Genomic DNA, 26,818 nt, shown 5'->3' with positions numbered 1-26,818 from the left:
TATGTGGGGGGAATGAAAATGGGCATTGACGTGGACATCATATTTAAAATAGCGGGTGTGGGGCTTGTAGTGGCATTTCTTCACACGATACTCGATCAGGTTGGGAAGAAGGAATATGCCCAGTGGGTGACACTTTTCGGATTTATCTATATATTATTCATGGTTGCTTCTGTAGTAGAGGATTTATTTCAAAAAATTAAATCTGTATTTCTATTTCAGTAAGGGAGGGATTCGCGATTGAAATCATAAAAATCGTGGCCATTGCCCTAGTTGCCACCTTTTTGGCACTGATCGTCAAAGAGCAAAAACCAAATTTAGCATTCCTGCTTGTTGTTTTTGTAGGATGCTCCATTTTTCTTTTTTTAGCTGACAAGATATACGAAATCATTCTAATGTTAGAAAAAATTGCAGTTAATGCGAATGTAAATACCGTGTATCTAGAGACCATTTTAAAAATAATCGGAATTGCCTATATTGCAGAATTCGCTTCCCAAATTACAAAAGATGCAGGGCAAGGTTCGCTCGCTTCCAAAATAGAATTGAGCGGAAAAATCTTGATTCTTGCCATGGCGATTCCGATTTTGACCGTCATTATCGAAACGATTCTACAGATGCTCCCAAGTTAATGGATTACTCCTAGTCAATGAGGTGAATGTATGAAGCAGCGGATGCCTTACTTATCCATACTATTCGTTTTACTCTTTTTTTTGCATGCATCTATTGGACAAGCTGCCGAAAATCCAGAAAATGGTGAAGTTGATCAAGAGCCGATCATGCAGTCCGAACTGGTACAAGCCCAAATAGAAAGGCTGGGCGTCGATGAGCTCAAACAATATTGGGATGACATCGTTACGGAATATGGAGGATTCTTACCGGAAAGCCAGAAAGGGAGCTTCATGGATTTTGTAAGCGGCGATAAGAAATTTTCATTTGATGAATGGATAAAGGGAATCACAAAATTCATTTTTCATGAACTGCTCGTGAATGGAAAGCTGCTGGGGTCACTCATTTTATTAACCGTTTTCAGCATGTTCCTCCAGTCTTTGCAGAATGCGTTCGAGCAAAGCTCCGTAAGTAAGGTCGCTTATGCAATCGTTTATATGGTGCTGATCATTTTGGCACTTAACAGTTTTCATGTGGCGATTGAATATACAAAAGATACGATAGATTTGATGATTTCCTTTTTAATGGCGCTCATCCCTTTACTCTTGGCATTGATAGCTGCTTCAGGCGGACTTGTATCGGCAGCCTTCTTTCATCCGGTATTGATGTTTTTGATGAATACAAGCGGCATCTTGATTCAGTTCGTCGTCCTTCCGTTATTATTCTTTGCAGCGATTTTAAGCATAGTCAGCACGTTGACCGAACATTACAAAGTGACACAGCTGGCACAACTTCTCCGTAATTTTGCCATCGGGATCCTTGGAGCATTCATGACCATATTCCTTGGTGTGATCTCCGTTCAGGGAGCATCCTCAGCTGTAGCTGACGGAGTGACGATCAGGACAGCCAAATTCGTGACAGGTAACTTTATACCGGTCATAGGGCGCATGTTTACCGATGCAACGGATACGGTCATTAGTGCCTCCGTCCTTTTGAAAAATACAGTGGGATTGTCAGGCGTCATCATTCTCTTGCTCATTACCACATTTCCCGCCATAAAAATCCTGATGATTTCTTTTGTCTATAAATTGGCAGCGAGTCTTTTGCAGCCGCTGGGCGGAGGACCTGTAATAAAATGCCTTGACATCATAAGTAAAAGCATGATTTATATTTTCGCCGCATTGGCCATTGTCTCACTCATGTTTTTTTTAAGTATCACGGTAATCATCGCCTCTGGAAACATTACCCTGATGGTTCGTTAGAAAGGAGGAGGACTTGGTGAGTTTTTTAGCTGGCTGGGTATCCAACATCATCATATTTGTACTGCTGGCTACTGTGATCGATATGCTTCTGCCGAATTCAGCTTTACAGAAGTATGCCAAAATGGTTATCGGGCTTTTACTGATTGCAATCATCATCACTCCTATATTGGGATTATTCAATAAGGATTTCGATGATATTCTCACTGCGGCCACTAGTGAATTTGAGGATCAGAAAAAAAAAGATTTAGGAAATTTGACAGAAATGAAGAAAAAAGAAATACAAGCTACCCAGGGTGCATATATTTTAAAACAAATGGCTGTTGACTTACAGGCAGAAGTGGAAGAGGAGCTGATGGCGGATTATAACATGAGGATTAGTTCAATTGATGTAGGGGTCAAGAATGAGGAAGAGCCGGGTGTTGATGATCTGCAGAACATAACCATCTCATTGGAAAAGGCAGAAGGGAAAGAAAACTCGGAGATAGAGGCAGTAGCGAAGGTTGATATCAATACAGATAGCCCATCCACTTCGAATGATGCCAATCTGGATGCTGTCAAAAGGTTTCTGGCAACAAGTTGGTCTGTTGATGAAGAGATCATTGAAATCGCCGGGGAAAGGAAGTGACTGAGTATTGAACAAAGACAAAGGTCCATTATCCTGGCTGCAAAAACTATTAAATAAAGACCCTGACCAAAAAGAGCCTAAGGAAAAAAAACCTTCCCTGTATGTTTATGCTCTAATAGTTGTCCTTTTGGGATCGGGAATCATGATGGCCGGGAATTTGTTAACCACCAACAAGACGGGACAAACATCTGAAGTGACGACTGTATTCAATAATGATAAACAGCAGGAAGAAGATGGGGATGTTGAAACATTCGGCCAGAAGAAATCAGAATTCAAAACTACAAAAGACTATGAAATATATCTACAGAATGAAATGAAGGAAGCGCTGGAATCCATCGCAGGCGTCCAGGATGTGAAAGTCGTAATCTACGTCGATGCATCCGAGAAAAAAGTATATGAAAGAAATAAAGTCACCCAAAAACAAGTCACTGAAGAAACCGACCAGGAAGGCGGCAAAAGGACGGTTGAAGACACATCCGTTGATGAACAGCTAGTTTTGGTCAAGAGCGGTGAAAAAGAAGGACCGATCATTTCGGAAACGAAAAAACCTAGTGTACGAGGAGTCCTGGTAGTCGCAAAAGGGGCCGAAAACATTCAAATAAAGAAGTGGATCATCGAGGCTGTCACACGCTCACTTGATGTACCGAGTCACAGGGTTTCTGTCATGCCTAAAAAATAAGGGGGAAAATCTACATGTTATTAAAAAAACAAACCGTTTGGTTATTGACTATGCTAAGTCTGGTAGTTGTGCTTTCAGTCTATTATTTAACCGCTCCTGAAGAAAATGCCGCCGATATGACGGCAACAGAGCAAATGGAAAAGGAAGAAAATAAAACAGAGAACAAAACAGAGACAAAAGGGGAAAACAAAAGTGAAAAAGAAACTTCCAAAAATACAGAAGGTTCCTCTGTAACCATTGCATCTGGAGATGAGTTCGAATCGTTAAGGATGCAGATTGAAGATGAACGGGCGAAGCTGAATGAAGAATTGACTGCAAAGATGGGCAACACAGAACTATCAGCTGAAGAAAGAGACGAGGCTTATGCAAAAATCGAACAATTAAGTGAAACGAAAGTGAAAGAAAATATCATCGAAAACTTAATTGTTGCTATGGATTACAATGCCGCACTGGTCCGGGTGGACGGAACGGATGTTAAGGTGAGTGTCAAGGCGGATAAACAAACGAAAACAGAGGCAAATAACATTATCCGCCTCGTAAGGAAAGAAGTGAGCGATGCACAAAATGTAGTGGTCGATTTCCAACCGGAAAAGTAAACACACATACAGAAAAAAGTGACTGATACAGAACAGTTCAACCTCATAAAAATTTGAAAGCCCCCTTAATAAAAAAATGGGAGGCTTTTTTATTATGATTTTTTAAACTATCTCACAAACCTGGAAACTTTAGAGGAAAAGCTTTTTTATGTCGATTGGAATCAGGAACTCAAATAGAAATGGTGATAATGATCATCCGTAATATTCTAGAAAAGTAATTACAATGGATATTATGGATGGTTTTCCAGGAATGAAATGCAAAATTAAAGAGCAAGCGTTAAGGTGCCCAAGTTGATATATATTCACAATATTATAATAAAGGTGTAAGATGGAAGTATGGATATTCAGTAACAATTAATCTATCATTGAATTTGTATAAGCTAATATTGTATGATGTTAGAAGCTGGTCATAAACTTTTCAATTTTCTTAGGGAAACAATATTTTGAGAAAGTGAAATATCTGTTATAATACAGATGGGGTTTGTAGTCAGTTTATTCGCATTCGCGTAAAGAAAGCGGCTACTTTGTGCAGTATTGGACAAAGTAGGATAAGCTAAGGGTAGGGTTACATAAAATATTATTGCCTCACAAACTCATATTAAATTAGACAAGGGGTGCCACAAAATGAAAGTGCAAGAAATACGTGAAATTATTAAGTTAGTCGATCAATCAAATATCGGTGAATTCGTTTTCGAAAATGAAGGAACGAAAATTAAATTGAAAAAAACCGAAACGGGTACAGTATTACACCAAGCAGCAGTTGCTCCAGATGTTGTTCAAGCCAATGCAGCTGTAGAGGTCAAGCCCGCAGCGGCCCCTGCCCCTGAAGTACCGAAAGCTGTTGAACCTGCAAAACCGGCTGCAGCCGTCACTGAACAGGAAAATTTACATAAAATCACTTCCCCTATGGTAGGGACATTCTACCAATCTCCTGCACCGGATTCACCTGCATACGTAAAAGCAGGCGATAAAGTAACGGGGGATTCCATCGTCTGCATCGTGGAAGCCATGAAACTTTTCAATGAAATCGAAGCTGAAGTAAGCGGTGAAATCGTTGAAGTCCTTGTAAAAGAAGGTCAGCTTGTAGAATATGGTCAACCATTATTTTTAGTAAAGCCGGAATGAGGAGCTGTTTCTAAATGATTAAAAAGGTATTAATTGCCAATCGCGGGGAAATTGCTGTCCGTATCATCCGGGCATGCAAGGAGTTAGGAATCGAGACTGTTGCTGTCTATTCAGAAGCAGATAAAGAAGCATTACATGTTCAAATTGCTGATGAAGCATATTGCATCGGTCCTAAATTATCAAAAGACAGTTATTTAAATAAAACCAACATTATCAGCACTGCCAAGAAAACGGGATCCGATGCAATTCATCCGGGATATGGTTTCCTAGCTGAAAATGCCGACTTTGCCGAGCTATGCCGTGAATGCAATATCATTTTCATCGGTCCTAGCCCTGAAGCGATCAATAAAATGGGTACAAAGGACGTAGCAAGGGAAACCATGCGCAAAGCTGGTGTACCGATCGTGCCAGGTTCTAAAGGCATAATCAAAGATACGGATGAGGGTGTAGCACTAGCTAATGAAATGGGCTATCCAGTCATCATCAAAGCTACTGCAGGCGGAGGCGGTAAAGGTATCCGCGTCGCAAGGACGGAAGAAGATCTCATTAAGGGCATTAACATCACACAACAGGAAGCCGCGACGGCATTCGGGAATCCTGGCGTGTATATTGAAAAGTTCATCGAGGACTTCCGTCACGTTGAAATACAGGTCATGGCAGATAATCATGGCAACGCCATCCATTTAGGTGAGCGTGATTGTACGGTCCAACGACGTTTGCAAAAACTTGTTGAAGAAACCCCGTCACCGGCGTTGGATGGTGAAATACGTGCGGAAATGGGGCAGGCCGCTGTGACGGCTGCACTTGCCGTAAACTATTCAGGAGCCGGAACAGTAGAATTTATTTATGACTATGTGAATAGAAAATACTACTTTATGGAAATGAATACACGTATCCAGGTTGAACACCCAGTTACAGAAATGGTAACGGGCGTGGATTTGATTAAAGAACAGATTAAAGTTGCTTCAGGCAACAAACTATCGCTTTCGCAAGAGGATGTCACTTATAACGGATGGTCTATCGAATGCCGGATCAATGCCGAAAATCCAGAAAAGAATTTCATGCCTTCCGCAGGTAAGATTCAAATGTATTTACCTCCAGGCGGCTACGGAGTTCGTGTGGATTCTGCTGCATACCCTGGGTACTCGATACCGCCGTATTACGATTCCATGATCGCTAAATTGATTGTCCATGCACCGACTAGGGAAGAGGCAATCGAGAAGATGAAACGCGCCTTGGGTGAGTTTGTCATTGAAGGGATCAGTACCACAATTCCTTTCCATATTAAGTTACTTCAGCATGAACAATTTGTTTCCGGGGAATTTAATACCAAATTCCTTGAAATATATGATGTAATGAACTCATAATGTAAAGGAAGACAGGAGGTGCTTTTGAATGAGTGAAATGGAAGGCCAATTACTCGAAATGAATGATTATAATAGTGGGCTGGGCAAAGTTGAGATTGCGCCTGAGGTGATAGAGGTGATTGCGGGTATCGCTGCATCGGAAGTTGAAGGTGTTGCACATATGCGCGGGAATTTCGCTACGGGTGTTGTTGAAAAGCTTGGTAAAAAGAACCACGGTAAAGGTGTTAAAGTGGACTTAACGGGAGAATCCATCAAAGTCGAACTTTATTGTGTCATGAAGTTTGGTGTTTCAATTCCGAAAGTTGCTCAGGAAGTGCAAGATAACATTCGTGAAGCTTTGTTGAATATGACCGCTATCGACGCTGGCGAAGTGAACATTCATGTAGTGGGCATTGCGTTTGAAAACGCTAAACAAGAAGCGGATTACGAACAAGAAGTGTAAGTGGGCTTCATTCGATTCACACCAGCAAAAACCCGGCAAAAAGCCGGGTTTTTGTTTTTTTGAAAGTAAACTCCAAGATACCCGTTTTTGGAGCCTGCTTATAATATTAAATATAAATGAACATAATAAGGCGGTGTCTGGAAATTTCCCTTTAATTCAAGGGTGATTTCTGTTAGAGTGTAAAAGGTGAAATATGAGCATGAAAGCTAGGCAAGAGCTTTTTGACACTTTCAAAAAGTATGGGACTGTGTTGGCCGTTTAAATGGAAAGTAATCTTGAGATGTAATCTTGAATCAAGATATTGAATATTTTGGCCTTTAATTTAGTGGGATTTAGCTTGTTTTTATAAAAAATATGGCGAGAATCTTAATATTTTTGAAAAAATGTTATTTAATGTTCGTTTGTTCTAGCATTTTCATATATAATAGTAGATGTAAAAGGAGTAAGATTATGAAAAGAAGAGAAGCCCGTGAAAAGTCCCTTCAAGCACTATATCAGATAGATATTGCCAACTCGAATGCAGAAGAAGCAATGGAAAGCGTACTGGATGGTGCTCCCACTGATAATTATTTCAAGAAATTAGTAATGGGGATAACGGAAAATCGTGAACAAATTGATGGAATGATCAGGGACAATTTAGAGAATTGGACGTTGGAAAGACTGGCGAACATTGATCGGAATTTACTGCGGATCGCGGTTTATGAAATGGTTCACAGTGAAGATGTTCCTGTAAGTGTTGCAATGAATGAAGCTATTGAAATTGCTAAGAAATTCGGTGATGATCAATCAAGCAGCTTTGTAAATGCCGTTTTATCCAAAGTGAAGGTGAAAAGCGGCAGCTAAAGCTGCAGCCTTGAACAAGGATTCTCTCAGCAATTTCTTTAGCAAAATTAACTTGGGAGGAATAAACACATGTCAGCTCAAATCATTAATGGTAAAGAAATTGCAGAGTCAGTTAGGCAGGAAATCAGTAAGGAAGTTCAACAGTTACGTGAAAAAAATGTCGTTCCGGGTTTAGCTGTAATCCTGGTGGGTGACAATCAAGCATCTCAAACTTATGTGCGCCATAAGCAAAAGGCCTGTGAGGACTTGGGTATGCATTCCGTACTAATTAAAAAACCTGCGGATCTATCTCAGGAGGAATTAATTCAGAGCATTGCTGAATTAAACCAGGATGACAGCATTCATGGTATATTGGTGCAGCTGCCCTTGCCTGGACATATTCAGGAAAAGGCGATTATTGAAGCGATTTCCCCTGAAAAGGATGTAGATGGATTCCACCCGATTAATATTGGGCGGATGATGACGGGACAAGATGCATTTTTACCTTGTACTCCGTACGGCGTCATGGTGATGCTTGAGTATATCGACTATGACCTTGAAGGTAAGCATGTTGTCATCGTAGGGAGAAGTAATATCGTCGGAAAACCAGCCGGACAATTGTTTTTAAACGCAAATGCAACCGTTACATACTGTCATTCACGGACAAAGGATCTTGCTTATTATACCAAGCAAGCCGATGTCGTTGTGGCAGCGGTCGGAAAGAGGGACACGATCACGAGTGACCATATTAAAGAAGGCGCAATCGTCATTGACGTCGGAATGAACAGGAATGATGAAGGGAAGCTTTGCGGTGATGTGGCGTTTGATGAAGTGAAAAATAAGGCTTCATACATTACACCTGTTCCTAAAGGCGTTGGTCCCATGACGATTACGATGCTTATGAAGAATACGGTCAAATCTGCTCAAAAAGCTCTTGAATCAAACAAGCAAGCATTAAAAAGCTGAAAAAAACGTTAAATTATTTTAAAGAAGCGGACCTCTTGTTTTATAATAACGGGAGACCGCTTTTTTTCCATTCATGGATTTATGATAATCTATAGGTGAGTTTTCTTTATATCCGATTTCCATCGGAAGGAGACATTATATGAGCAACCAACAATATTTGAGTGTGTCGGCTTTAACGAAGTACATCAAAAGGAAGTTCGATGCCGACCCCCATTTGCAAAATGTATACATAAAAGGTGAAATTTCAAATTTTAAACAACATACAAGCGGACATATGTATTTTACTTTAAAGGATGAGAAGGCACGACTTCTCTCCGTCATGTTTGCCGCCAATAATAAAGGCATGAAATTCCTTCCTGAAAATGGCATGAAGGTACTTGTTAAGGGTGATATATCATTATATGAAGCTGGAGGACAGTATCAGCTTTATGTGAAAAGCATGGCCCCTGATGGTGTGGGGGATTTATATCTTGCTTATGAACAGCTGAAGAAAAAGCTGGAGGGGGCAGGCTTGTTTTTGGCCGAACACAAGAAGCCGATCCCGCAGTACCCTAAGTCTGTAGGGGTCATAACTTCGCCGACCGGAGCTGCATTAAGAGATATCCTGACAACCATCAAGCGGAGATATCCGATCGCCAGGATCATCGTTTATCCAGCACTTGTACAAGGGAATAATGCCGCTAAATCGATTGCCAAGGCAATTTCCATGGCGAACGCAAGGGCGGAAAGCGATGTTCTCATTGTCGGAAGGGGCGGCGGGTCGATCGAGGAACTATGGGCCTTTAATGAGGAGATAGTGGCTGAATCTATATATGATTCCGATATACCTGTAATTTCTGCTGTCGGTCACGAAACCGACTTTACGATTGCTGATTTTGTCGCCGATATGCGTGCTCCTACACCGACTGGTGCAGCAGAGTTAGCGGTTCCTCACTTGAATGAAATACTCGAACGCCTGATGAACCGCAAGAATCGATTGACCCGCTCCATTCAAGAAGCAGTGAATTTTGAACGAACCCGTTTGACCAGGATGGAGAGGTCTTATGCCTTCCGTTACCCACATAAAATGTACGAACAGAAGCTGGAACAACTAGACAAGACGATGGACAGGCTAGGGAGGACCAGCACGCGATATTTCATGAAAAAGAGAGATGAGCTGAATCAGCTGAACGATATTTTGAAAAAGCAGCATCCTGAACAAGCGGTGAAAAATGCGAAAGATGAACTGCAGCAGCATGCAAAGGTTTTACGGAGGGCCATGGAAGCCATCTATCGGCATAAATCTCAGCAGTTCGTCCATATTACAGCCACTTTATCTGCTCTCAGTCCACTAAAAATCATGGAACGGGGCTATGGATTGGTTTTTGCTGAGGATGAGACATTAGTAAAAAGTACACAGCAAGTATCAAAAGGGGATAAGATAGCGGTTTCGATAAAAGATGGAACTCTTGAATGTGAAATTAAAGAAATTAAGGAGCGGATTGAATCATGACAAAAAAACAGGAAGCTACATTTGAAGAAGCGATGGAGAATCTCGAAAAAATTGTAGAGCAGTTGGAAGAAGGCGATGTGCCCTTGGAAGAAGCCATTTCAATATATAAACAAGGGATGGATTTATCAAGGCTTTGCCATTCAAAGCTTAAGGCTGTTGAAGATCAGTTGACTCAAATTTTACGCGAAGATGGGGAACTTGAAAACTTTGCTGTAAAGGAGGAAGAATGACATGGGTACGGCGTCCTTTGAAATGTTTTCTAATGAATATAAGGCAATTATAGAACGGGAAATCGTCGAATATGTCAATAAACTTAAAGCCCCGGCAGTAGTCAAAGAAGCCATGATCTATTCACTGCAGGCAGGGGGTAAACGGATTCGCCCATTATTGGTCTTTGCGGTTTTGGAGGCCTTTGGAAAAAGCTTGAGGATAGGGATTCCTGCAGCGGCTGCCATTGAAATGATTCATACATATTCTTTGATTCATGATGACCTTCCGGCAATGGATGATGATGATCTCCGCCGCGGAAAACCGACGAATCATAAAGTGTTCGGTGAAGCGGTGGCCATACTGGCAGGTGATGCACTTCTTACTTATAGCTTTCAATTGGTGACGGATATGACCAATCCCGAGGTCACGGCTGAAATGAAGCTGAACCTTGTAAGTGAAATTGCGAAGTCCGCCGGAGCCGAAGGAATGGTTGGGGGGCAAGTTGCCGATATGGAAGGTGAGAATAAACAGCTGACCCTTCAGGAATTGGAGTATATACATGAACATAAAACAGGGAAGTTATTGACTGCAAGCATCCTTTCCGGTGCTATATTAGCAGGGGCGAGTGAAGAACAGCAACTGCATTTACGTGACTTTGCATACCACCTGGGGCTTGCTTTTCAAATTCGCGATGATATTCTGGATATTGAAGGGTCAGTCGAGTTGATCGGCAAGCCGGTTGGCAGTGATGTGGGGAATCATAAAAGCACATATCCTTCTTTACTAACCCTTCAAGGGGCAAAGCAAAAGTTGGAACATCATATAGAACTTGCCCATGCCGCTTTAGGAAAAACAACCTTACAAACGGGTTTGTTGAATGAACTAACTGATTTAATTGCGAACCGTAATCATTGATTGTGGCCAAATTTGTTATCAATTGAGGTTTTGTGGTATACTCATTGTGCAAAAATATGTGAAAATCAAAATGAATTTTTTAATTGAGATACGTGATAAAATAGGTATAATAAGCCGCCGAAATCACCTGGGTGTTGGCGGCTATTTTTTAACTTAAAACCAATTTTTCGGTCAAGTCTTCCATAGCCCTCTTTCATGAGGCTTTGTTTATGCTAACCACCGAAAATGACAGAAAGTGAGTGGTCCTGTTTGGATCTTCTATCTATAAAAGACCCTTCTTTTTTGAAGAAGATGAATAATGAAGAACTTGTCGAGTTAAGTGTGGAAGTACGGAAATTCCTTGTGGAAAAATTATCGGTGACCGGTGGGCACATTGGTCCCAATTTAGGTGTCGTCGAGTTGACTATAGCCTTGCATAAAGAATTCGACAGTCCGAATGATAAAATTTTATGGGATGTCGGACATCAATCCTATGTCCATAAAATCCTGACTGGCAGAGCAGGAGAGTTCGACACCTTAAAGAAATATAAAGGTCTTTGCGGTTTTCCTAAAATGATTGAAAGCCCCCATGATGTTTGGGAAACCGGTCACAGTTCGACTTCCCTTTCAGCTGCAATGGGGATGGCGGCTGCCCGTGATATCAAAGGGGAAAACAGCTTTATTTTGCCTGTAATCGGAGACGGTGCCCTAACAGGGGGGATGGCGCTTGAAGCGTTGAATCATATCGGTGATGAAAAAAAGGACATGATCGTTATCCTGAATGATAATGAAATGTCCATAGCCCCCAATGTAGGTGCCTTACACACGATATTGGGAAGATTGCGGACAGCAGGTAAATATAACTGGGCAAAAGATGAATTGGAGCTGCTTTTGAAAAAAATTCCTGCAGTCGGTGGTAAACTTGCGGCTACAGCTGAACGTTTGAAGGATAGCATGAAATATTTATTGGTATCAGGAATCTTTTTCGAAGAACTCGGATTCACTTATCTTGGACCAGTAGATGGACATAATTATGAAGAATTGCTTGAGAATTTAAGATATGCCAAGAAAACGAAGGGACCGGTCCTGCTGCATGTCATCACGAAAAAAGGCAAGGGATATTCACCTGCCGAGTTGGACACAACCGGGAACTGGCATGGGACTGGCCCATATAAGATCGAGACTGGTGATTTCGTGAAATCCCCTAGTAAGGGTCCTGCTTGGAGCGCTCTCGTAAGCGATACTGTCAGCAGGCTAGCCCGTGACGATGAGCGGATTGTCGCGATTACACCTGCAATGCCCGTAGGTTCGAAATTGGTGGGCTTCTCTCAAGAGTTCCCAGAGCGTTTCTATGATGTAGGGATTGCCGAGCAGCATGCTGCAACTTTTGCAGCCGGATTGGCAACGCAAAAAATGAAACCATTCCTGGCTATATATTCAACCTTCCTGCAAAGGGCTTATGACCAGGTGGTGCATGATATTTGCCGTCAAAATTTGAACGTATTCATAGGAATCGATCGTGCCGGATTGGTTGGTTCCGATGGTGAAACGCATCAAGGCGTTTTCGACATTGCTTTCTTGCGCCACGTACCGAATATGGTGCTGATGATGCCGAAAGATGAAAACGAAGGCCAGCATATGGTCAATACGGCCTTAAAATATAATGATGGTCCGATTGCCATGCGTTTCCCTCGTGGGAATGGTTGGGGAGTAGAGATGGATGCTGAATTACAGCAGATTCCGATCGGTTCGTGGGAAGTTCTTAAAGAAGGAACGGATGCTGCCATCTTAACTTTCGGCACAACGATTCCCATGGCTCTTGAAGCGGCAGAACTGCTCGAGAAAGAGGATTATTCAGTGAAGGTGGTCAATGCCCGGTTCATTAAGCCTTTGGATGAGAACATGCTAAGCAGTCTCCTTGGTGAAAAAACGCCAATCCTGACAATAGAAGAAGCGGTTCTTCAAGGTGGTTTTGGTAGTTCTGTTCTTGAATATGCTCATGATCAAGGATTTTATGGGGCAATTATAGATCGAATGGGGATACCTGATTATTTCATTGAACATGGAAGCGTCGATGAACTTCTTGAAGAAATCGGTCTGACGACTGATACAGTCATCAAAAAGATTAAAATGATAACACCCAAAAAAGAAAAAAGGGCCTGAAAATATGAAAGTGATGAAAGAAAGAGTGGATGTATTACTTGTAGAACAAGGCTTGGCCGATACACGTGAAAAAGCGAAGCGTATGGTTATGGCAGGCCTTGTCTACGCGAATGAAGAGAGATACGAAAAACCGGGGGAAAAAGTGCCGGTCGATCTAGAATTCACGATCAAAGGAAAAGTCATGCCTTACGTTTCAAGAGGCGGTCTTAAACTTGAGAAGGCATTAAGGGAATTCGATTTACAAGTGAATGGAAAAATACTGCTTGATATCGGATCATCAACTGGCGGGTTTACGGATTGTGCTTTGCAAAATGGCGCCATAATGTCTTATGCGCTTGATGTCGGCTATAATCAACTTGCCTGGAAGCTTAGGCAGGATGAGCGGGTAAAAGTAATGGAAAGAACCAATTTCCGTTACGTTACACCCGCCGATCTCGACGGGGAGATGCCAAACTTCGCAAGCATTGATGTTTCCTTCATCTCGCTTACGTTAATTTTACCGGTACTAAAGACCTTGCTCGTCCCGAATAGTGATGTCGTTGCCTTGGTTAAACCGCAATTCGAAGCCGGGAAGGATCAAGTGGGTAAAAAGGGGATTGTTCGTGATCCCAAAATCCATAAACAAGTGTTGGATAAGATCATTTCTTTTTCTTTAAAGGAAGGCTATGATATTAAGGATGCCTCCTTCTCACCGATTACCGGCGGTGATGGAAATATTGAATTCTTACTCCACTTACACTGGCAAGGGCCGAAGGAAGATGGAGCATTATTGCTTTCGAAAACGGTTGATGACATCGTTGGAGAGGCCCATGCCCAATTTAAAAAAGAATAGCTAGAACTTTGTATGGCTCCTTTGGCTGAATGGTTGGCTAAAGGAGCTTTTTGACTATGCATTGTCGTCATGGAATTGAATCATTTATGAGTGGATACATAAAATAGGTAAGTGCAAAAATTAGACTTGTATTCATTTTAGAGAAAAAAGTTGTACAATTGCATAAAAATCCGATAACATTAATATTGAAAGTGATACCATTACCATTAAATGAGCAACAGTTGAGAAGAGGTGCTTCTACTTATGAATAAAGGACAACGACATATAAAAATAAGGGACATTATAACGAATAATGATATCGAAACACAGGATGAGTTAGTTGAAGAATTGAAATTAGCTGGATACAATGTAACTCAAGCCACCGTTTCAAGGGATATTAAAGAGCTTCACCTTGTAAAAGTTCCTTTAACGGATGGAAGGTATAAATACAGTCTGCCGGCCGACCAACGTTTCAATCCACTTCAAAAATTAAAGAGAATCCTTGTCGATGCCTTTGTACGCATTGACTCAGCCAACAATTTGCTGGTTATGAAAATGCTCCCGGGTAATGCCCAAGCCATCTGTGCATTGATTGATAATTTAAATTGGCAAGAAATACTCGGGACGATAGGCGGCGACGATACTTGTTTAATTATCTGCCGTTCCGAGGAAGATGCAAAGATCATTTCCGGCAAATTCTTGGACATGCTCTAATAATGTTGTGAGGTGATCTAGTTTGTTAACAGAACTATCGATTAGGAATTTTGCGATCATAGACAGCCTGTCCGTTTCATTTGAGAAAGGCTTGACGGTCTTGACAGGAGAAACAGGGGCAGGGAAGTCAATCATAATAGATGCCGTTCATCTGTTGGTTGGGGGACGTGGTTCTGCAGAGTTCATTCGGCATGGTGAGTCGAAGGCTGAAATAGAAGGATTATTCCAAATTGAAGATGAAAAACACCCGGTCTTTGCCAAAGCGGAAGAGTTTGGCCTGGATATGAATGATGGGATGGCGATACTTCGAAGGGATATTTCACAAAGCGGTAAAAGCGTTTGCAGGGTAAATGGGAAGCTGGTGACGATTTCCACTTTGCGTGAGATAGGGCGAACATTGATAGACATCCATGGTCAGCATGAACATCAGGAATTAATGGATGAACGACTCCATCTTCCGCTGCTCGATCAATTCGGCGGTGAAAAAATCGCATCTGCACTCACTGAATACCAAAAGCTATATAAACGATATGAAACCGCTTCTAAACAATTGAATGGTTTGAGCCAAAATGAACAGCAAATGGTCCACCGCCTTGATTTGATCCAGTTTCAATTCGATGAAATCCAAAAAGCTGATTTGAAATTACGCGAAGATGAAGAATTGATGGAAGAACGGAAGAAAATTAATAATTTCGAAAAAATCCATGAAGCGCTGCAAACCAGTTATAATGCTTTAAATGGTGAGCAGCATGCAATTGATTGGCTTTCCGTAGCCATGAATAATTTGGAGGAAGCGGCAGGGCTTGATGAAGGTTTAAAGCACAGCTCTGAAACCGTTTCAAATAGCTACTTCCTGCTCGAAGAGGCTGTGTCAAACATCCGGGACCAATTGGACTCTTTGGATTATGATACAGAACGTGTGGAATTCATTGAAAGTCGACTTAATGAAATAAATCAATTAAAGCGTAAATACGGACGGACCATCGAGGAAATCCTGGAATATGGGGCCGCAATTGAAGAAGAAGTCGAAAAGCTGCAAAATAGGGAAACCCATATCGCGAAGCTTGAAAAGGAAATGAAATCCATCAAGGCAGATCTTATCGTCGAAGCAAAGAATCTGTCTGAACTTCGCCAGAAATTCGCTCAGCAGCTAACCAAAAAGATTCATCAGGAATTAAAGGATCTATATATGGAAAAAACAATTTTTGAACCTCATTTCCTTCAGACAGCCTATACTTTCGATGAATTGTCAGATAGGGGCATTAATCAGTCAGGGCTGGATTCAATGGAATTTTATATTTCCACGAATCCAGGTGAACCGTTAAAACCTCTTTCTAAAATCGCATCTGGTGGAGAACTGTCGAGGATCATGCTGGCTTTGAAAAGCATTTTCTCCAAGCATCAAGGCATAACATCCATTATATTTGATGAAGTGGATACAGGTGTGAGCGGACGGGTTGCACAATCCATTGCCGAAAAGATCTATAAAGTGGCAACTGGATCACAAGTATTGTGCATATCCCATTTGCCACAGGTGGCAGCCATGGCGGATACTCACCTTTTCATAGCGAAAAATGTAAGGGCTGGACGCACGCATACCTCGGTCAAGCCGCTAATGGAAACTGAAAAAATAAAAGAAATTGGCAGGATGATTTCGGGAGTAGAGATTACGGACTTGACGAAACAACATGCCAATGAATTAATCCAGCTGGCCAAAAGGCTGAAGATTACATCTTGATGGGCCTGTAAGAAGATTATTTAAACTTATCATAAGCATTCATTGTAAAGCTATCCAAAAACGGATAGCTTTTATTTTTTGCACCTGTTATAAATGACTGTCATGAGGGCTAAATTAAAGGTGTAGCCATAAAGTTTCAGAGAGCGAGGAGAGTGAATGGATTGAAATTTATATGGATAAACAGGATCATCGGTGGAATTCTCCTTGTTTCGCTATTAACATTAGGGTTATACCAGCCATCTCGTGAATATTTTTTAATTCCAAATCATCTTGTACTATTTGAAGGAAGTCAATATAGTATTTCCAAATCATTGCCTGTTTCTGCAAAAACTTCGGGATCCAGTGATGGAATTTCACTTCATGATGAACAAGCTTCGATTACGCTTGGTGCAGAGAAACCAGGTACGAATGAAGTGTTACTCGATGTAGCAGGCTTGCCTGCCAAAAAGGTCGACATCAGGGTGTTAAAAGACTTTAGGGTCATGCCTGGAGGCCAATCCATTGGAGTGAAGCTTAATACTCTTGGGGTGCTCGTAGTAGGTCATCATCTTATTGATACGGCGCAGGGGAAAAAATCACCGGGAGAAAAAGCGAAAATTGAAATCGGTGATATTATTACAGAAATCAATGGTCAGACGATAAAGAAGATGGGGGATGTAACCCCTTTTGTTCAGCAGGCAGGTGAAAAGGGTGAGGCGTTGAAAATTGTCATTAACCGTGATAATAAAGTGCTTCATAGTACCTTATTCCCGCTAAAAGATAAAAATGAAGGAACTTACAAATTGGGTTTGTATATCCGTGATTCGGCAGCTGGCATCGGAACGATGACGTTTTATCACCCGGATTCAAAAAAATATGGGGCGTTGGGACATGTCATATCCGATATGGATACAAAAAAGCCGATTGTTGTTAAGGACGGACAGATCGTTCAATCGACGGTCACATCCATCGAAAAAGGAAGCAATGGTGATCCGGGAGAAAAATTGGCACGCTTTTCTTCCAATAAAGAAAAAATAGGAAATATCAATCGTAATAGTCCCTTTGGCATTTTTGGGAAATTAAATCAAGATTTTAAAAATGGAATTAACGACAAACCACTCCCCATCACCCTTTCCCATGAGGTAAAGGAAGGGCCAGCAAAAATCCTTACAGTGGTGAATGGTTCTGAAGTGGAGGAATTCGATGTCGAAATCGTCAGTTCCATCCCACAGAAGTTTCCTGCAATCAAAGGAATGGTCTTAAAAGTGACGGATAAAGAATTGCTTCAAAAAACGGGTGGGATCGTTCAAGGTATGAGCGGCAGTCCTATCATTCAAAATGGGAAATTAATCGGTGCAGTCACCCATGTATTCGTTAATGATCCTACAAGTGGGTATGGAGTCCATATCGAATGGATGTTAAACGAAGCCGGTATAAATATATACGACAAAGATAATTATGAAAAGGCAAGCTAAGAATCCGGGTATCCTTTTGGATGCCCCTTTTTAATGGAAAATTATGATTAGCATAGGTTTAGGTCGGAATTAATTTTGATTTCTTCAAAAAATAGAGGTTTTTTTGGAACGATGTGATAAAATGAAAACGATATGAAGATTTTTCGACAAACGGTTTATTCCAATAGCAAACGAAGTCGAAAACAAGAGATATCCGGAGAATAATATTGAATTCCTTATATTTTTTCAAAAATAAAAGGAATTTAGTTTCCATTGTCGAAAAGTTCAATTACAATAGAATTTAGTCATATAGAAAAAAAGACCAATTGTAGTTGAGGAGGAAATCAAGCGTGAAAAAAATTAAGGTGTGCGTTGTAGATGATAATAGAGAACTTGTTGGCCTTCTGGAAGAATACATTTCTGCACAGGAAGACATGGAAGTGATTGGGGTGGCACATAACGGTCAAGATTGCCTGGGTATGCTAGAAAGCGTTGATCCGGATATTTTGATCCTCGATATTATCATGCCTCATTTAGATGGGTTAGGTGTACTTGAGAAACTTCGTGAAGTAAAACGGGGTGCCATGCCTAATGTGATAATGCTTACTGCCTTTGGTCAAGAAGATGTTACGAAAAAAGCAGTTGATTTGGGTGCGTCTTATTTCATCCTGAAACCATTTGATATGGAAAATCTGGCCAATCACATCCGTCAGGTAAGCGGTAAAGGGCAGGCGGTTTTAAAAAATCATAGTCAATTTAGCTATCGTCCCCAAAATGAATCCAAACCGAAGAACCTTGATGCAAGCATCACCAGCATCATTCATGAGATTGGAGTGCCTGCACATATTAAGGGCTATTTGTATTTAAGGGAAGCCATATCCATGGTATATAATGATATTGAATTATTGGGTTCCATCACCAAAGTTTTATATCCGGATATCGCAAAAAAATACAATACTACGGCCAGTCGAGTTGAACGTGCTATCCGGCATGCGATTGAAGTGGCCTGGAGCCGTGGAAATATAGAATCCATATCATCTCTTTTCGGCTATACCGTAAGCATGACAAAGGCAAAACCTACAAATTCCGAATTCATTGCCATGGTTGCCGATAAGCTGCGCCTCGAACATAAAGCTTCTTGACAGGGGTAGGGTAATACCGGTTGTTAAGACTCAGGGTAACTATTGACCTTATAAAGGCTAGAGCCGCTAAATATAAATAGGAACTCTCCGTCTGGAGGTAAAGGACAGGAAGAAGTTGCTTCGTGATTTTTTCTAATCGGCAACTTCAAATCTTTTTACGCCGGTTAAAAAAATTAAACGCCTTTTATTTATGGGATTTTGCAGCAAATCCCATAAATAAAAGGCGTTTTTGTTTGGTTGAAAAAGCGGCACAAATCAGATTGTAAAAGAAATGGAGTGATTTGAGGAAAGGAACCTCCTATGCAGAAAATAATCACCTGCGTTTTGATTGTAGAATTGATCTAGATGAAAATAATTTGCTGTTTCTGTTCATAAAATCGGTGTATAACAATTTTTGAGAGAGGCGGCGTTTCATCATGACCTTAATCTTTGCACATCGAGGCTCTGCAGGAACTCATCCGGAAAATACGATGTCGGCGTTCAAGGAAGCTGCCCGTGTCGGTGCGGACGGAATTGAAACGGATGTCCAGCTCTCGAAAGATGGAGAAGTGGTCATCATCCACGATGAAAAGCTCGATCGGACCACGAATGCCTCGGGGTATGTAAAAGACCGGACATTAAAGGAGTTGAAAACCTTTAATGCTTCCGCAACCCATAAGGGTAATTTTGGTGATGAAAAGATTCCCACGCTTGAAGAACTGTTTATTTGGCTTAATGATAATCAGCTCTTTTGCAATATTGAATTGAAAAATACGGTTTTTCTGTATCCAGGCTTGGAAGAGAAAGTCATCCGGCTCATCCGTACCTACGAAATGGAGGAAAGGATAATCCTTTCTTCTTTCAATCATTACAGTTTGGTCAATTGCCATCGATTGGCACCAGAATTGGAAACGGCACCGCTATACAGGGATGGCCTATACATGCCGTGGATATATGCCAAGGCAATAGGCGGAAGTGCAATTCACCCAAATATCCGTGCTGCCCCTGATGCACTCATTCAATCATCGGTTAGTATGGGTGTTCCTGTAAGGCCCTATACCATTAATGAAGAAGCCGAGATGAAGCGGTTATTCAAACTGGGGTGCAGCGGCATCATAACCGATTTCCCCAAAGCAGCGGTACGGATAAGAGAAGAATTGAAGTCAAGATAAAGAAAGAAGGTGCCATACAAGGCACCTTCCTTTTTGCGTTTAAAATTTATTGAACCTGCTCTGGACCTTATTTTGTTTTCGATCTCGATGTAGGACGAAGCCGGCGATAAAGGCGATTCCGCCTATCGTAATGAGCAGTCCTATTAAAAATTGCAGCCAAAGGAATGGATAGGGGGGCTGTAAAATACCGAATACCATGTCCCTCATTATTTTTATGCCATAGGCAGCAAAGGCACCGGGTATAAAAAGAATCAAAAAAGCGATTAAACGTTTCATGCAGTCAAATCCCTTCCGAAAATTCCATCTTTAAAAAATGATAAAGGATATAAATTATTTGTCAAGTAACGGGAATCTAGATAATGACTGGGAGTTGGCGGCTGTTTTTAATGGGGGCCGATATGGTAAAATGGTGTGGAGTATGAAAAAAATTGCAGGGAATGATCTATTTAAAGGGGTAATTATTTCTTAAGGGGGATGGCTGATGCAAAAGGTCATGATAGTAGGGGGAGGAGTGGGAGGGACGACCGTGTTGAAACTCCTATCGGAAAGTGAAGTATTCTCCATTGTTTGTTTGGCTGATACGAATGAATCCGCTGAAGGGATGCTTGCTGCGAAGGAACGAAGGATTCCTACCGTGACTAATTGGAGCATGGGATTGAAGTGGGATTTGGACATCATATTTGATACGACCGGTGACCCGTCTGTCTATAAAAAGATAAAAAGGGACATGGGCGAACAAACGATTCTCATTCCTGGAAGTGTCGCCCTCATTATGACTAAGTTGTTTGAAGAGAAAAATCGTTTAATAAGTAAATTGGAGAATACCTCCGCAAAAATGGATTTGATCCTTAATACGACCAGTGAAGGGATGGTGGTGATTGACCATGAAGGATTCATCATCATGTTCAATGATAGTGCGGAACGTGCATCAGACACAAAGCGCGAGGATGTAATTGGGAGACAGATCAAAGATTTCATCCCATCAACAGGATTGCTGCGAGTGATGCAAACGAACCAAAAAGAAGTGAATCAGGAAATCACCCTTGGCAATGGGATGGAACTCATAACGACAAGGATACCGCTGGTGAATGCCGATAAGGAAATCATAGGGGCTTTTGCCGTGTTTAGGAATAAGATGGAAGCTGTGCAATTGGCGGAGCAGATCACTGATTTAAAAGAGATACAGACGATGCTCCAGGCAATCATTCAATCCAGTGATGAAGCCATATCTGTTGTGGATGATCAAGGAAGGGGGCTTTTGATCAATCCGGCATATACAAGAATCACTGGCTTAACAAAGGCCCAAGTGATCGGTAAACCGGCTTCCATCGATATTTACGAAGGCGAAAGTATGCATATGAAAGTGCTTCAGACAAAAAAACCTGTTCGTGGTGTCAATATGCGTGTCGGCCCAAAACATAAGGAAGTGATCGTGAATGTTGCTCCAATCATCGTGGATGGGTGCCTGAAAGGAAGTGTTGGCGTCATTCATGATGTATCGGAAATTCAAGCCTTGACCCACGAACTTAATCGGGCAAGACAGATCATCCGAACATTGCAGGCCAAATATTCCTTTGATGATATAATTGGGGCTTCCGAAGAGATGAAGCTTCCCATTGAACAGGCGAAATTATCGGCTAGAACACCTGCTACTGTTTTATTAAGAGGGGAATCAGGGACGGGAAAAGAGTTATTTGCACATGCCATCCATAATGCGAGCGATAGGAAGTTCAATAAATTCGTTCGGGTAAATTGTGCGGCCATCTCGGAATCATTACTTGAAAGTGAACTATTCGGTTATGATGAAGGAGCCTTTACCGGGGCAAGCAGGGGCGGAAAGGTCGGTTTTTTTGAAGAGGCAAATCAAGGGAGTATCTTTTTGGACGAAATTGGTGAATTGCCAGCCAACATCCAAGCTAAATTACTGCGGGTTTTACAAGAAAAGGAAATCGTCAGGGTGGGGGGGACGAAGCCGATCCCCATCAATGTCCGGGTCATAGCCGCTACGAACATCAATCTTGAACAGGCCATCGCAAACGGATCATTCAGGGAAGACTTATATTTCAGGCTGAACCGCATGCCTATTTTCATTGCTCCATTAAGAAAGAGAAAAGAAGATTTGAGAGAATTGGCGGAGCATTTGATTAATAAAATCAATCAGGAGTATGGACGGAGCATAGAGGGAATTACAGGAGCAGCTATACATAAGATGCAAATCTACAACTGGCCGGGAAATGTGAGGGAACTGGAAAATATCTTAGGACGGGCAATCATTTTCATGAAATTGAACGAGACAATCATTGATATCCATCATATTCCGGATTTTATCGAAGGGATTCCATTAAATCAAGAGAATTTATTAATGAGGCCTTCCGGCTACGTATCGGGGAAACCGCTCTCGGAGATAATAGACCAGTATGAAGCCGAAATCATTCAGCAAGCGTTCCATACCCACAAGGGAAATAAAACACTTACGGCAAAAGCGCTGGGGATTTCAGTTAGAAATCTATATTATAAAATGGAAAAACTAAAACTGTGAAAAATTTTGCATGCAATCATTTGCACACTATGAAAAATAATGCATGGAATTTTCTGATTTATTTTAATTTAAGCGAGACTCCACTTCTGACATGAAATTTTTTTGAATTTGTTATAGGCTATAGTTGCCCAACTTATTAACCAGCATGTCCTTTTTTTGGATAAATAGGTCCCGATTATGTATTTTATTGGCATGTTATTTGCATATTTAAAAGTGCATGGGTTTTTCAAGGGAACCATTCCCCATGGGGAAAATATCATGTGAGTAGCGGATTTTATTTAAAACGAACGTAGGAACAAGTAAGAATGAGGAGAAATTCAGTAGTCTCATATCTGACATGTATTAAAACATCTAGGGAGGATTCCTTTATGGAAATTTTTAAATATCTTGAGAAGTATGATTACGAGCAATTGCTATTCTGTCAGGATAAACAATCGGGTTTGAAAGCGATTATTGCCATTCATGATACAACATTAGGGCCTGCGCTTGGAGGCACAAGGATGTGGACGTATGCATCTGAAGAAGATGCCATTGAAGATGCCTTAAGGCTTTCGAGAGGAATGACATATAAAAACGCCGCTGCCGGCTTGAATTTAGGCGGGGGGAAAACAGTCATCATCGGCGATCCGCGTAAGGATAAAAATGAAGAAATGTTCCGTGCATTCGGAAGGTATATCCAAGGGCTGAATGGCCGTTATATAACAGCTGAAGATGTAGGTACAACGGTTGAGGATATGGATCTCATTCATGAGGAGACGGATTTTGTCACGGGGATTTCCCCTGCATTCGGTTCTTCGGGTAACCCTTCCCCAGTAACGGCATATGGGGTATACCGCGGTATGAAGGCTGCTGCAAAAGAGGCATTCGGAACTGATTCCTTAGAAGGCAAGGTGGTTGCTGTCCAAGGCGTCGGGAATGTTTCTTATAACTTATGCCGTCATCTTCATGAGGAGGGCGCCAAGCTCATCGTTACGGATATCAATAAAGAAAGCGTGGCCCGTGCGGTTGAGTCCTTTGGGGCGACTGCAGTGAATCCAGATGAAATTTATGGAGTCGAATGTGATATCTATGCACCTTGTGCATTAGGGGCTGTCATAAATGATCAAACGATCAATCAAATCAGGGCGAAGGTCATTGCAGGTGCTGCGAATAATCAATTAAAGGAAACGGTTCATGGCGATCAAATTCATGAAAAAGGGATTATATATGCACCTGATTATGTAATTAATGCAGGGGGAGTCATAAACGTGGCCGATGAGCTTTTAGGGTATAATCGGGAAAGAGCCCTTAAGAAAGTGGAAACGGTTTATGATACAATTGAAAGAGTCTTCGAGATTGCAAAACGTGATCAAATCCCAACTTATAAAGCGGCGGATAGGATGGCAGAGGAGCGAATTGCTCGCATGAGGAATTCAAGGAGCCAATTCCTGCAAAATGAAAAACATATCCTGAATGGAAGAAAATGAATGTAATTTTACAAGATTAGATTCCTGTGTTTTTTTAAATAAACACAGGAATTTTCAACATGGATAACGTAATAAACATAGGGCAAGTAAAAATGGTGACAAATTGTATGTATTTGTGAGGAGGAGTGGTTTTGGCTGAAGAATTTGACCTCGTTGTCCTCGGAGGAGGAACAGGCGGGTATGTGGCGGCAATAAGGGCTGCTCAATTAGGATTGAAAACGGCTGTCGTGGAGAAAGGCAAACTCGGCGGAACGTGTCTACATAAAGGCTGTATCCCCTCGAAAGCACTTTTAAGGAGTGCGGAAGTTTATCAGACTGCAGTGAAAAGTGAGGAATTCGGTATTGTTACCGGGGATGTAAAGGTAGATTTCCTTAAAGTGCAGGAAAGAAAAACTAAAGTGGTCGATCAACTCTATAAAGGAGTTCAGCACTTGATGAAACAAGGAAAGATAACGGTTTATGAAGGGTTAGGGCGTATACTAGGTCCTTCTATATTTTCACCGATGCCTGGGACAATTTCCGTGGAAATGAATGATGGCAGTGAAAATGAAATGCTCATTCCCCAGAATGTCATCATTGCAACCGGTTCGCGTCCGAAGACACTGCCCGGTTTAGCGGTTGATGGGGAATTGGTGCTTACATCGGATGAAGCTCTAAAGCTTGAGAGCCTGCCAAAATCGATGATTATTGTAGGCGGTGGAGTTATCGGCATTGAATGGGCTTCGATGCTCAATGATTTTGGTGTGGAAGTGACAGTACTGGAATATGCAGATAGAATCATCCCGACAGAAGACCATGATATTTCCAGTGAAATGCTTCGTCTCCTAACGAAAAAAGGCGTCAAATTCGTTACAGGTGCCAAGGTATTGCCTGAAACCCTGAAAACGGGTGAGTCAGTATCCATTTCTGCTGAAGTCAAAGGTTCGGTAGAGGAATTCACAGCTGAAAAAATGCTGGTTTCCGTAGGAAGGTCAGCAAATGTTGAAGGGATCGGTCTTGAAAATACGGAGATTGTGAAAGAAAAAGGTTTTATTGAAACCAATGACTTCTTCCAAACGAAGGAATCACATATCTATGCGATCGGTGACTGTATCGGCGGTCTGCAATTGGCACACGTTGCCTCCCATGAAGGTATTACGGCCGTTGAACATATTGCAGGCAAAAAACCGGAACCGCTGGATTATTCGCTCATTTCTAAATGTGTGTATTCAAGCCCTGAGGCTGCAAGTGTCGGTTTGACGGAAGATCAGGCAAATAAGGAAGGTTATGACCTTAAAATAGGGAAATTCCCATTCCGTGCAGTTGGTAAGGCCCTTGTTTTTGGGGAAGCGGATGGTTTTGTCAAAATCATCGCCGATAAGAAAACGGATGATATACTGGGCGTTCATATGATCGGGCCACATGTTACGGATATGATTTCAGAAGCTGGACTTGCAAAAGTGCTTGATGCGACACCTTGGGAAGTAGGCAAGACAATTCATCCGCACCCAAGTCTTTCTGAAGCAATCGGGGAGGCGGCCCTTGCTGTCGATGGACGTGCCATACATTCTTAAAGAATAAGGTCAGGAGGTTTTATGATGGTAGAAAAACGTCATGAACAATTAGGCTTAAATGAGGAAACGGTTTTAGATATGTACCGGACAATGCTTTTGTCCCGCAGAATTGATGAGCGCATGTGGCTTCTAAACCGATCCGGGAAAATTCCCTTCGTGATTTCCTGCCAGGGGCAAGAAGCTGCACAGGTTGGGGCAGCGTTTGCGCTTGATCGGCAAAAGGATTATGTACTGCCTTATTACCGGGATGTAGGTGTGGTGCTTACCTTCGGAATGACCGCAAAAGATTTGATGCTTTCAGGTTTCGCGAAAGAGGAAGATCCCAATTCCGGCGGGCGCCAAATGCCAGGTCATTTTGGTCAAAAGAAAAATAGGATCGTCACTGGTTCATCGCCTGTAACGACACAGGTCCCGCATGCAGTCGGAATTGCCCTTGCAGGGAAGATGGAAGGTAAGGATTTGGTGACTTTCGTAACGTTTGGGGAAGGTTCATCCAATCAGGGCGATTTTCATGAAGGGGCCAACTTTGCAGGTGTGCATAAGCTACCGGTCATTTTCATGTGTGAAAATAATAAATATGCGATTTCCGTTCCTATAGAGAAACAGCTATCGTGTGAAAATGTTTCCGACAGGGCGATTGGCTATGGGATGCCTGGAATAACGGTGGATGGCAATGATCCATTGGCCGTGTATGCTGCGGTGAAAGAAGCGGCTGACCGTGCACGAAGGGGAGAAGGCCCTACACTAGTGGAAACCGTCTCATACAGGCTCACACCACATTCAAGTGATGATGATGACCGAAGCTACCGGACGGCGGACGAAGTGGCCGAAGCCAAAACGAAGGATTCCATAATGACATTTGGAGCCTATTTAAAAGAAGTGGGAATCATGGATGATGACCTTGAGAAACAAATGAATGATGAAGTAATGAAGATAGTCAACGAAGCAACCGATTATGCTGAAAATGCTCCATATCCAAAGGCTGAAAGTGCTATGAATCATGTGTATGCACAAAAGTAAGGGGG

26 protein-coding genes are annotated in these 26,818 nt (G+C 41.8%); 25 read left to right on the top strand and 1 reads right to left on the bottom strand.

Annotated elements, in window-relative coordinates; genetic code table 11:
* The first annotated feature begins 18 nt into the window (after positions 1-18).
* From spoIIIAC to AC0VX1_RS17035, 21 genes are all read left to right on the top strand, one after another.
* Complete coding sequence (gene spoIIIAC / locus AC0VX1_RS17135) at positions 19-222, top strand: stage III sporulation protein AC (RefSeq protein WP_034308319.1); 204 nt, start codon at positions 19-21, stop codon at positions 220-222.
* Between the two features lie 23 nt (positions 223-245).
* Positions 246-626, top strand: a complete 381-nt coding sequence (spoIIIAD, locus tag AC0VX1_RS17130) for a stage III sporulation protein AD (RefSeq protein WP_223255841.1) — start codon at positions 246-248, stop codon at positions 624-626.
* Between the two features lie 30 nt (positions 627-656).
* Positions 657-1,865 (top strand): stage III sporulation protein AE, encoded by a 1,209-nt coding sequence (gene spoIIIAE / locus AC0VX1_RS17125; protein WP_034308314.1) that lies wholly within the window; start codon positions 657-659, stop codon positions 1,863-1,865.
* A gap of 16 nt (positions 1,866-1,881) precedes the next feature.
* Positions 1,882-2,490 carry a stage III sporulation protein AF gene (gene spoIIIAF, locus AC0VX1_RS17120; protein WP_034308312.1) on the top strand — a complete coding sequence of 203 codons (609 nt, stop codon included), beginning with the start codon at positions 1,882-1,884 and terminating at the stop codon, positions 2,488-2,490.
* A 7-nt stretch (positions 2,491-2,497) separates the two neighbouring features.
* Positions 2,498-3,169, top strand: coding sequence for a stage III sporulation protein AG (spoIIIAG, locus tag AC0VX1_RS17115; protein ID WP_048681803.1), 672 nt, complete (start codon positions 2,498-2,500; stop codon positions 3,167-3,169).
* A 14-nt stretch (positions 3,170-3,183) separates the two neighbouring features.
* Positions 3,184-3,765, top strand: coding sequence for a SpoIIIAH-like family protein (locus AC0VX1_RS17110; RefSeq protein WP_413010488.1), 582 nt, complete (start codon positions 3,184-3,186; stop codon positions 3,763-3,765).
* Between the two features lie 624 nt (positions 3,766-4,389).
* Complete coding sequence (gene accB, locus AC0VX1_RS17105; protein ID WP_034308306.1) at positions 4,390-4,890, top strand: acetyl-CoA carboxylase biotin carboxyl carrier protein; 501 nt, start codon at positions 4,390-4,392, stop codon at positions 4,888-4,890.
* A gap of 14 nt (positions 4,891-4,904) precedes the next feature.
* On the top strand, positions 4,905-6,257 hold the full coding sequence (accC, locus tag AC0VX1_RS17100) for an acetyl-CoA carboxylase biotin carboxylase subunit (protein WP_057278794.1): 1,353 nt from the start codon (positions 4,905-4,907) through the stop codon (positions 6,255-6,257).
* Between the two features lie 37 nt (positions 6,258-6,294).
* Positions 6,295-6,699, top strand: a complete 405-nt coding sequence (locus tag AC0VX1_RS17095; RefSeq protein ID WP_222620245.1) for an Asp23/Gls24 family envelope stress response protein — start codon at positions 6,295-6,297, stop codon at positions 6,697-6,699.
* Between the two features lie 450 nt (positions 6,700-7,149).
* The gene (gene nusB / locus AC0VX1_RS17090; RefSeq protein ID WP_034308295.1) at positions 7,150-7,542 is read left to right on the top strand and encodes a transcription antitermination factor NusB; all 393 of its coding nucleotides are present in this window, start codon (positions 7,150-7,152) and stop codon (positions 7,540-7,542) included.
* Between the two features lie 69 nt (positions 7,543-7,611).
* Positions 7,612-8,487 carry a bifunctional methylenetetrahydrofolate dehydrogenase/methenyltetrahydrofolate cyclohydrolase FolD gene (folD, locus tag AC0VX1_RS17085; RefSeq protein WP_034308293.1) on the top strand — a complete coding sequence of 292 codons (876 nt, stop codon included), beginning with the start codon at positions 7,612-7,614 and terminating at the stop codon, positions 8,485-8,487.
* A gap of 139 nt (positions 8,488-8,626) precedes the next feature.
* Positions 8,627-9,979, top strand: coding sequence for an exodeoxyribonuclease VII large subunit (gene xseA / locus AC0VX1_RS17080; protein ID WP_057278793.1), 1,353 nt, complete (start codon positions 8,627-8,629; stop codon positions 9,977-9,979).
* Positions 9,976-10,209, top strand: coding sequence for an exodeoxyribonuclease VII small subunit (locus AC0VX1_RS17075; RefSeq protein ID WP_342602256.1), 234 nt, complete (start codon positions 9,976-9,978; stop codon positions 10,207-10,209). Before xseA ends, AC0VX1_RS17075 begins: the two co-directional genes overlap by 4 nt.
* A 1-nt stretch (position 10,210) precedes the next feature.
* The gene (locus tag AC0VX1_RS17070) at positions 10,211-11,104 is read left to right on the top strand and encodes a polyprenyl synthetase family protein (RefSeq protein ID WP_057278792.1); all 894 of its coding nucleotides are present in this window, start codon (positions 10,211-10,213) and stop codon (positions 11,102-11,104) included.
* Between the two features lie 249 nt (positions 11,105-11,353).
* Positions 11,354-13,246, top strand: coding sequence for a 1-deoxy-D-xylulose-5-phosphate synthase (gene dxs / locus AC0VX1_RS17065; RefSeq protein ID WP_413010491.1), 1,893 nt, complete (start codon positions 11,354-11,356; stop codon positions 13,244-13,246).
* Positions 13,247-13,250: 4 nt separating this feature from the next.
* Complete coding sequence (locus AC0VX1_RS17060) at positions 13,251-14,078, top strand: TlyA family RNA methyltransferase (RefSeq protein ID WP_057278791.1); 828 nt, start codon at positions 13,251-13,253, stop codon at positions 14,076-14,078.
* A gap of 243 nt (positions 14,079-14,321) precedes the next feature.
* Complete coding sequence (gene ahrC / locus AC0VX1_RS17055; protein ID WP_034308279.1) at positions 14,322-14,771, top strand: transcriptional regulator AhrC/ArgR; 450 nt, start codon at positions 14,322-14,324, stop codon at positions 14,769-14,771.
* A gap of 22 nt (positions 14,772-14,793) precedes the next feature.
* A complete protein-coding gene (recN, locus tag AC0VX1_RS17050; RefSeq protein ID WP_411738628.1) occupies positions 14,794-16,509 on the top strand; it encodes a DNA repair protein RecN in 1,716 nt (571 codons plus the stop codon).
* Between the two features lie 161 nt (positions 16,510-16,670).
* Positions 16,671-17,963, top strand: a complete 1,293-nt coding sequence (spoIVB, locus tag AC0VX1_RS17045; protein ID WP_063575695.1) for a SpoIVB peptidase — start codon at positions 16,671-16,673, stop codon at positions 17,961-17,963.
* A 329-nt stretch (positions 17,964-18,292) separates the two neighbouring features.
* Complete coding sequence (gene spo0A / locus AC0VX1_RS17040) at positions 18,293-19,084, top strand: sporulation transcription factor Spo0A (protein WP_034308269.1); 792 nt, start codon at positions 18,293-18,295, stop codon at positions 19,082-19,084.
* A 416-nt stretch (positions 19,085-19,500) separates the two neighbouring features.
* Entirely contained in the window at positions 19,501-20,235 is a 735-nt protein-coding gene (locus tag AC0VX1_RS17035; protein ID WP_475468048.1) for a glycerophosphodiester phosphodiesterase, read from the top strand.
* Positions 20,236-20,274: 39 nt separating this feature from the next.
* On the opposite strand, the gene AC0VX1_RS17030 is transcribed toward AC0VX1_RS17035, so the two are convergent.
* Positions 20,275-20,511, bottom strand: coding sequence for a DUF2627 domain-containing protein (locus AC0VX1_RS17030; protein ID WP_034308264.1), 237 nt, complete (start codon positions 20,509-20,511; stop codon positions 20,275-20,277).
* A 205-nt stretch (positions 20,512-20,716) separates the two neighbouring features.
* On the opposite strand from AC0VX1_RS17030, the gene AC0VX1_RS17025 reads away from it, so the two are divergent.
* The 4 genes from AC0VX1_RS17025 (at position 20,717) to AC0VX1_RS17010 (ending at position 26,813) form a co-directional block, all read left to right on the top strand.
* Entirely contained in the window at positions 20,717-22,774 is a 2,058-nt protein-coding gene (locus AC0VX1_RS17025) for a sigma-54 interaction domain-containing protein (RefSeq protein WP_475468046.1), read from the top strand.
* Positions 22,775-23,142: 368 nt separating this feature from the next.
* Positions 23,143-24,240, top strand: coding sequence for a branched-chain amino acid dehydrogenase (bcd, locus tag AC0VX1_RS17020; protein WP_413022847.1), 1,098 nt, complete (start codon positions 23,143-23,145; stop codon positions 24,238-24,240).
* Between the two features lie 131 nt (positions 24,241-24,371).
* Positions 24,372-25,793 carry a dihydrolipoyl dehydrogenase gene (lpdA, locus tag AC0VX1_RS17015; protein WP_413022845.1) on the top strand — a complete coding sequence of 474 codons (1,422 nt, stop codon included), beginning with the start codon at positions 24,372-24,374 and terminating at the stop codon, positions 25,791-25,793.
* A gap of 24 nt (positions 25,794-25,817) precedes the next feature.
* Positions 25,818-26,813 (top strand): thiamine pyrophosphate-dependent dehydrogenase E1 component subunit alpha, encoded by a 996-nt coding sequence (locus AC0VX1_RS17010; protein ID WP_034308253.1) that lies wholly within the window; start codon positions 25,818-25,820, stop codon positions 26,811-26,813.
* Positions 26,814-26,818 lie beyond the last annotated feature (5 nt).

It is taken from the genome of Peribacillus sp. QJM3NY_7, from assembly GCF_056173225.1.
This window is presented reverse-complemented; position numbering and strand designations above follow the sequence as displayed.

Coding starts and splice junctions, on each gene's coding strand:
- AC0VX1_RS17025 (WP_475468046.1), top strand. CDS start 20,717: ATGCAAAAGGTCATGATAGTAGGGGGAGGAGTGGGAGGGACGACCGTG.
- ahrC (WP_034308279.1), top strand. CDS start 14,322: ATGAATAAAGGACAACGACATATAAAAATAAGGGACATTATAACGAAT.
- accC (WP_057278794.1), top strand. CDS start 4,905: ATGATTAAAAAGGTATTAATTGCCAATCGCGGGGAAATTGCTGTCCGT.
- AC0VX1_RS17035 (WP_475468048.1), top strand. CDS start 19,501: ATGACCTTAATCTTTGCACATCGAGGCTCTGCAGGAACTCATCCGGAA.
- AC0VX1_RS17030 (WP_034308264.1), bottom strand. CDS start 20,511: ATGAAACGTTTAATCGCTTTTTTGATTCTTTTTATACCCGGTGCCTTT.
- AC0VX1_RS17110 (WP_413010488.1), top strand. CDS start 3,184: ATGTTATTAAAAAAACAAACCGTTTGGTTATTGACTATGCTAAGTCTG.
- AC0VX1_RS17060 (WP_057278791.1), top strand. CDS start 13,251: ATGAAAGTGATGAAAGAAAGAGTGGATGTATTACTTGTAGAACAAGGC.
- AC0VX1_RS17010 (WP_034308253.1), top strand. CDS start 25,818: ATGGTAGAAAAACGTCATGAACAATTAGGCTTAAATGAGGAAACGGTT.
- AC0VX1_RS17095 (WP_222620245.1), top strand. CDS start 6,295: ATGGAAGGCCAATTACTCGAAATGAATGATTATAATAGTGGGCTGGGC.
- xseA (WP_057278793.1), top strand. CDS start 8,627: ATGAGCAACCAACAATATTTGAGTGTGTCGGCTTTAACGAAGTACATC.
- AC0VX1_RS17075 (WP_342602256.1), top strand. CDS start 9,976: ATGACAAAAAAACAGGAAGCTACATTTGAAGAAGCGATGGAGAATCTC.
- AC0VX1_RS17070 (WP_057278792.1), top strand. CDS start 10,211: ATGGGTACGGCGTCCTTTGAAATGTTTTCTAATGAATATAAGGCAATT.
- accB (WP_034308306.1), top strand. CDS start 4,390: ATGAAAGTGCAAGAAATACGTGAAATTATTAAGTTAGTCGATCAATCA.
- spoIIIAC (WP_034308319.1), top strand. CDS start 19: ATGGGCATTGACGTGGACATCATATTTAAAATAGCGGGTGTGGGGCTT.
- nusB (WP_034308295.1), top strand. CDS start 7,150: ATGAAAAGAAGAGAAGCCCGTGAAAAGTCCCTTCAAGCACTATATCAG.
- bcd (WP_413022847.1), top strand. CDS start 23,143: ATGGAAATTTTTAAATATCTTGAGAAGTATGATTACGAGCAATTGCTA.
- folD (WP_034308293.1), top strand. CDS start 7,612: ATGTCAGCTCAAATCATTAATGGTAAAGAAATTGCAGAGTCAGTTAGG.
- spoIIIAE (WP_034308314.1), top strand. CDS start 657: ATGAAGCAGCGGATGCCTTACTTATCCATACTATTCGTTTTACTCTTT.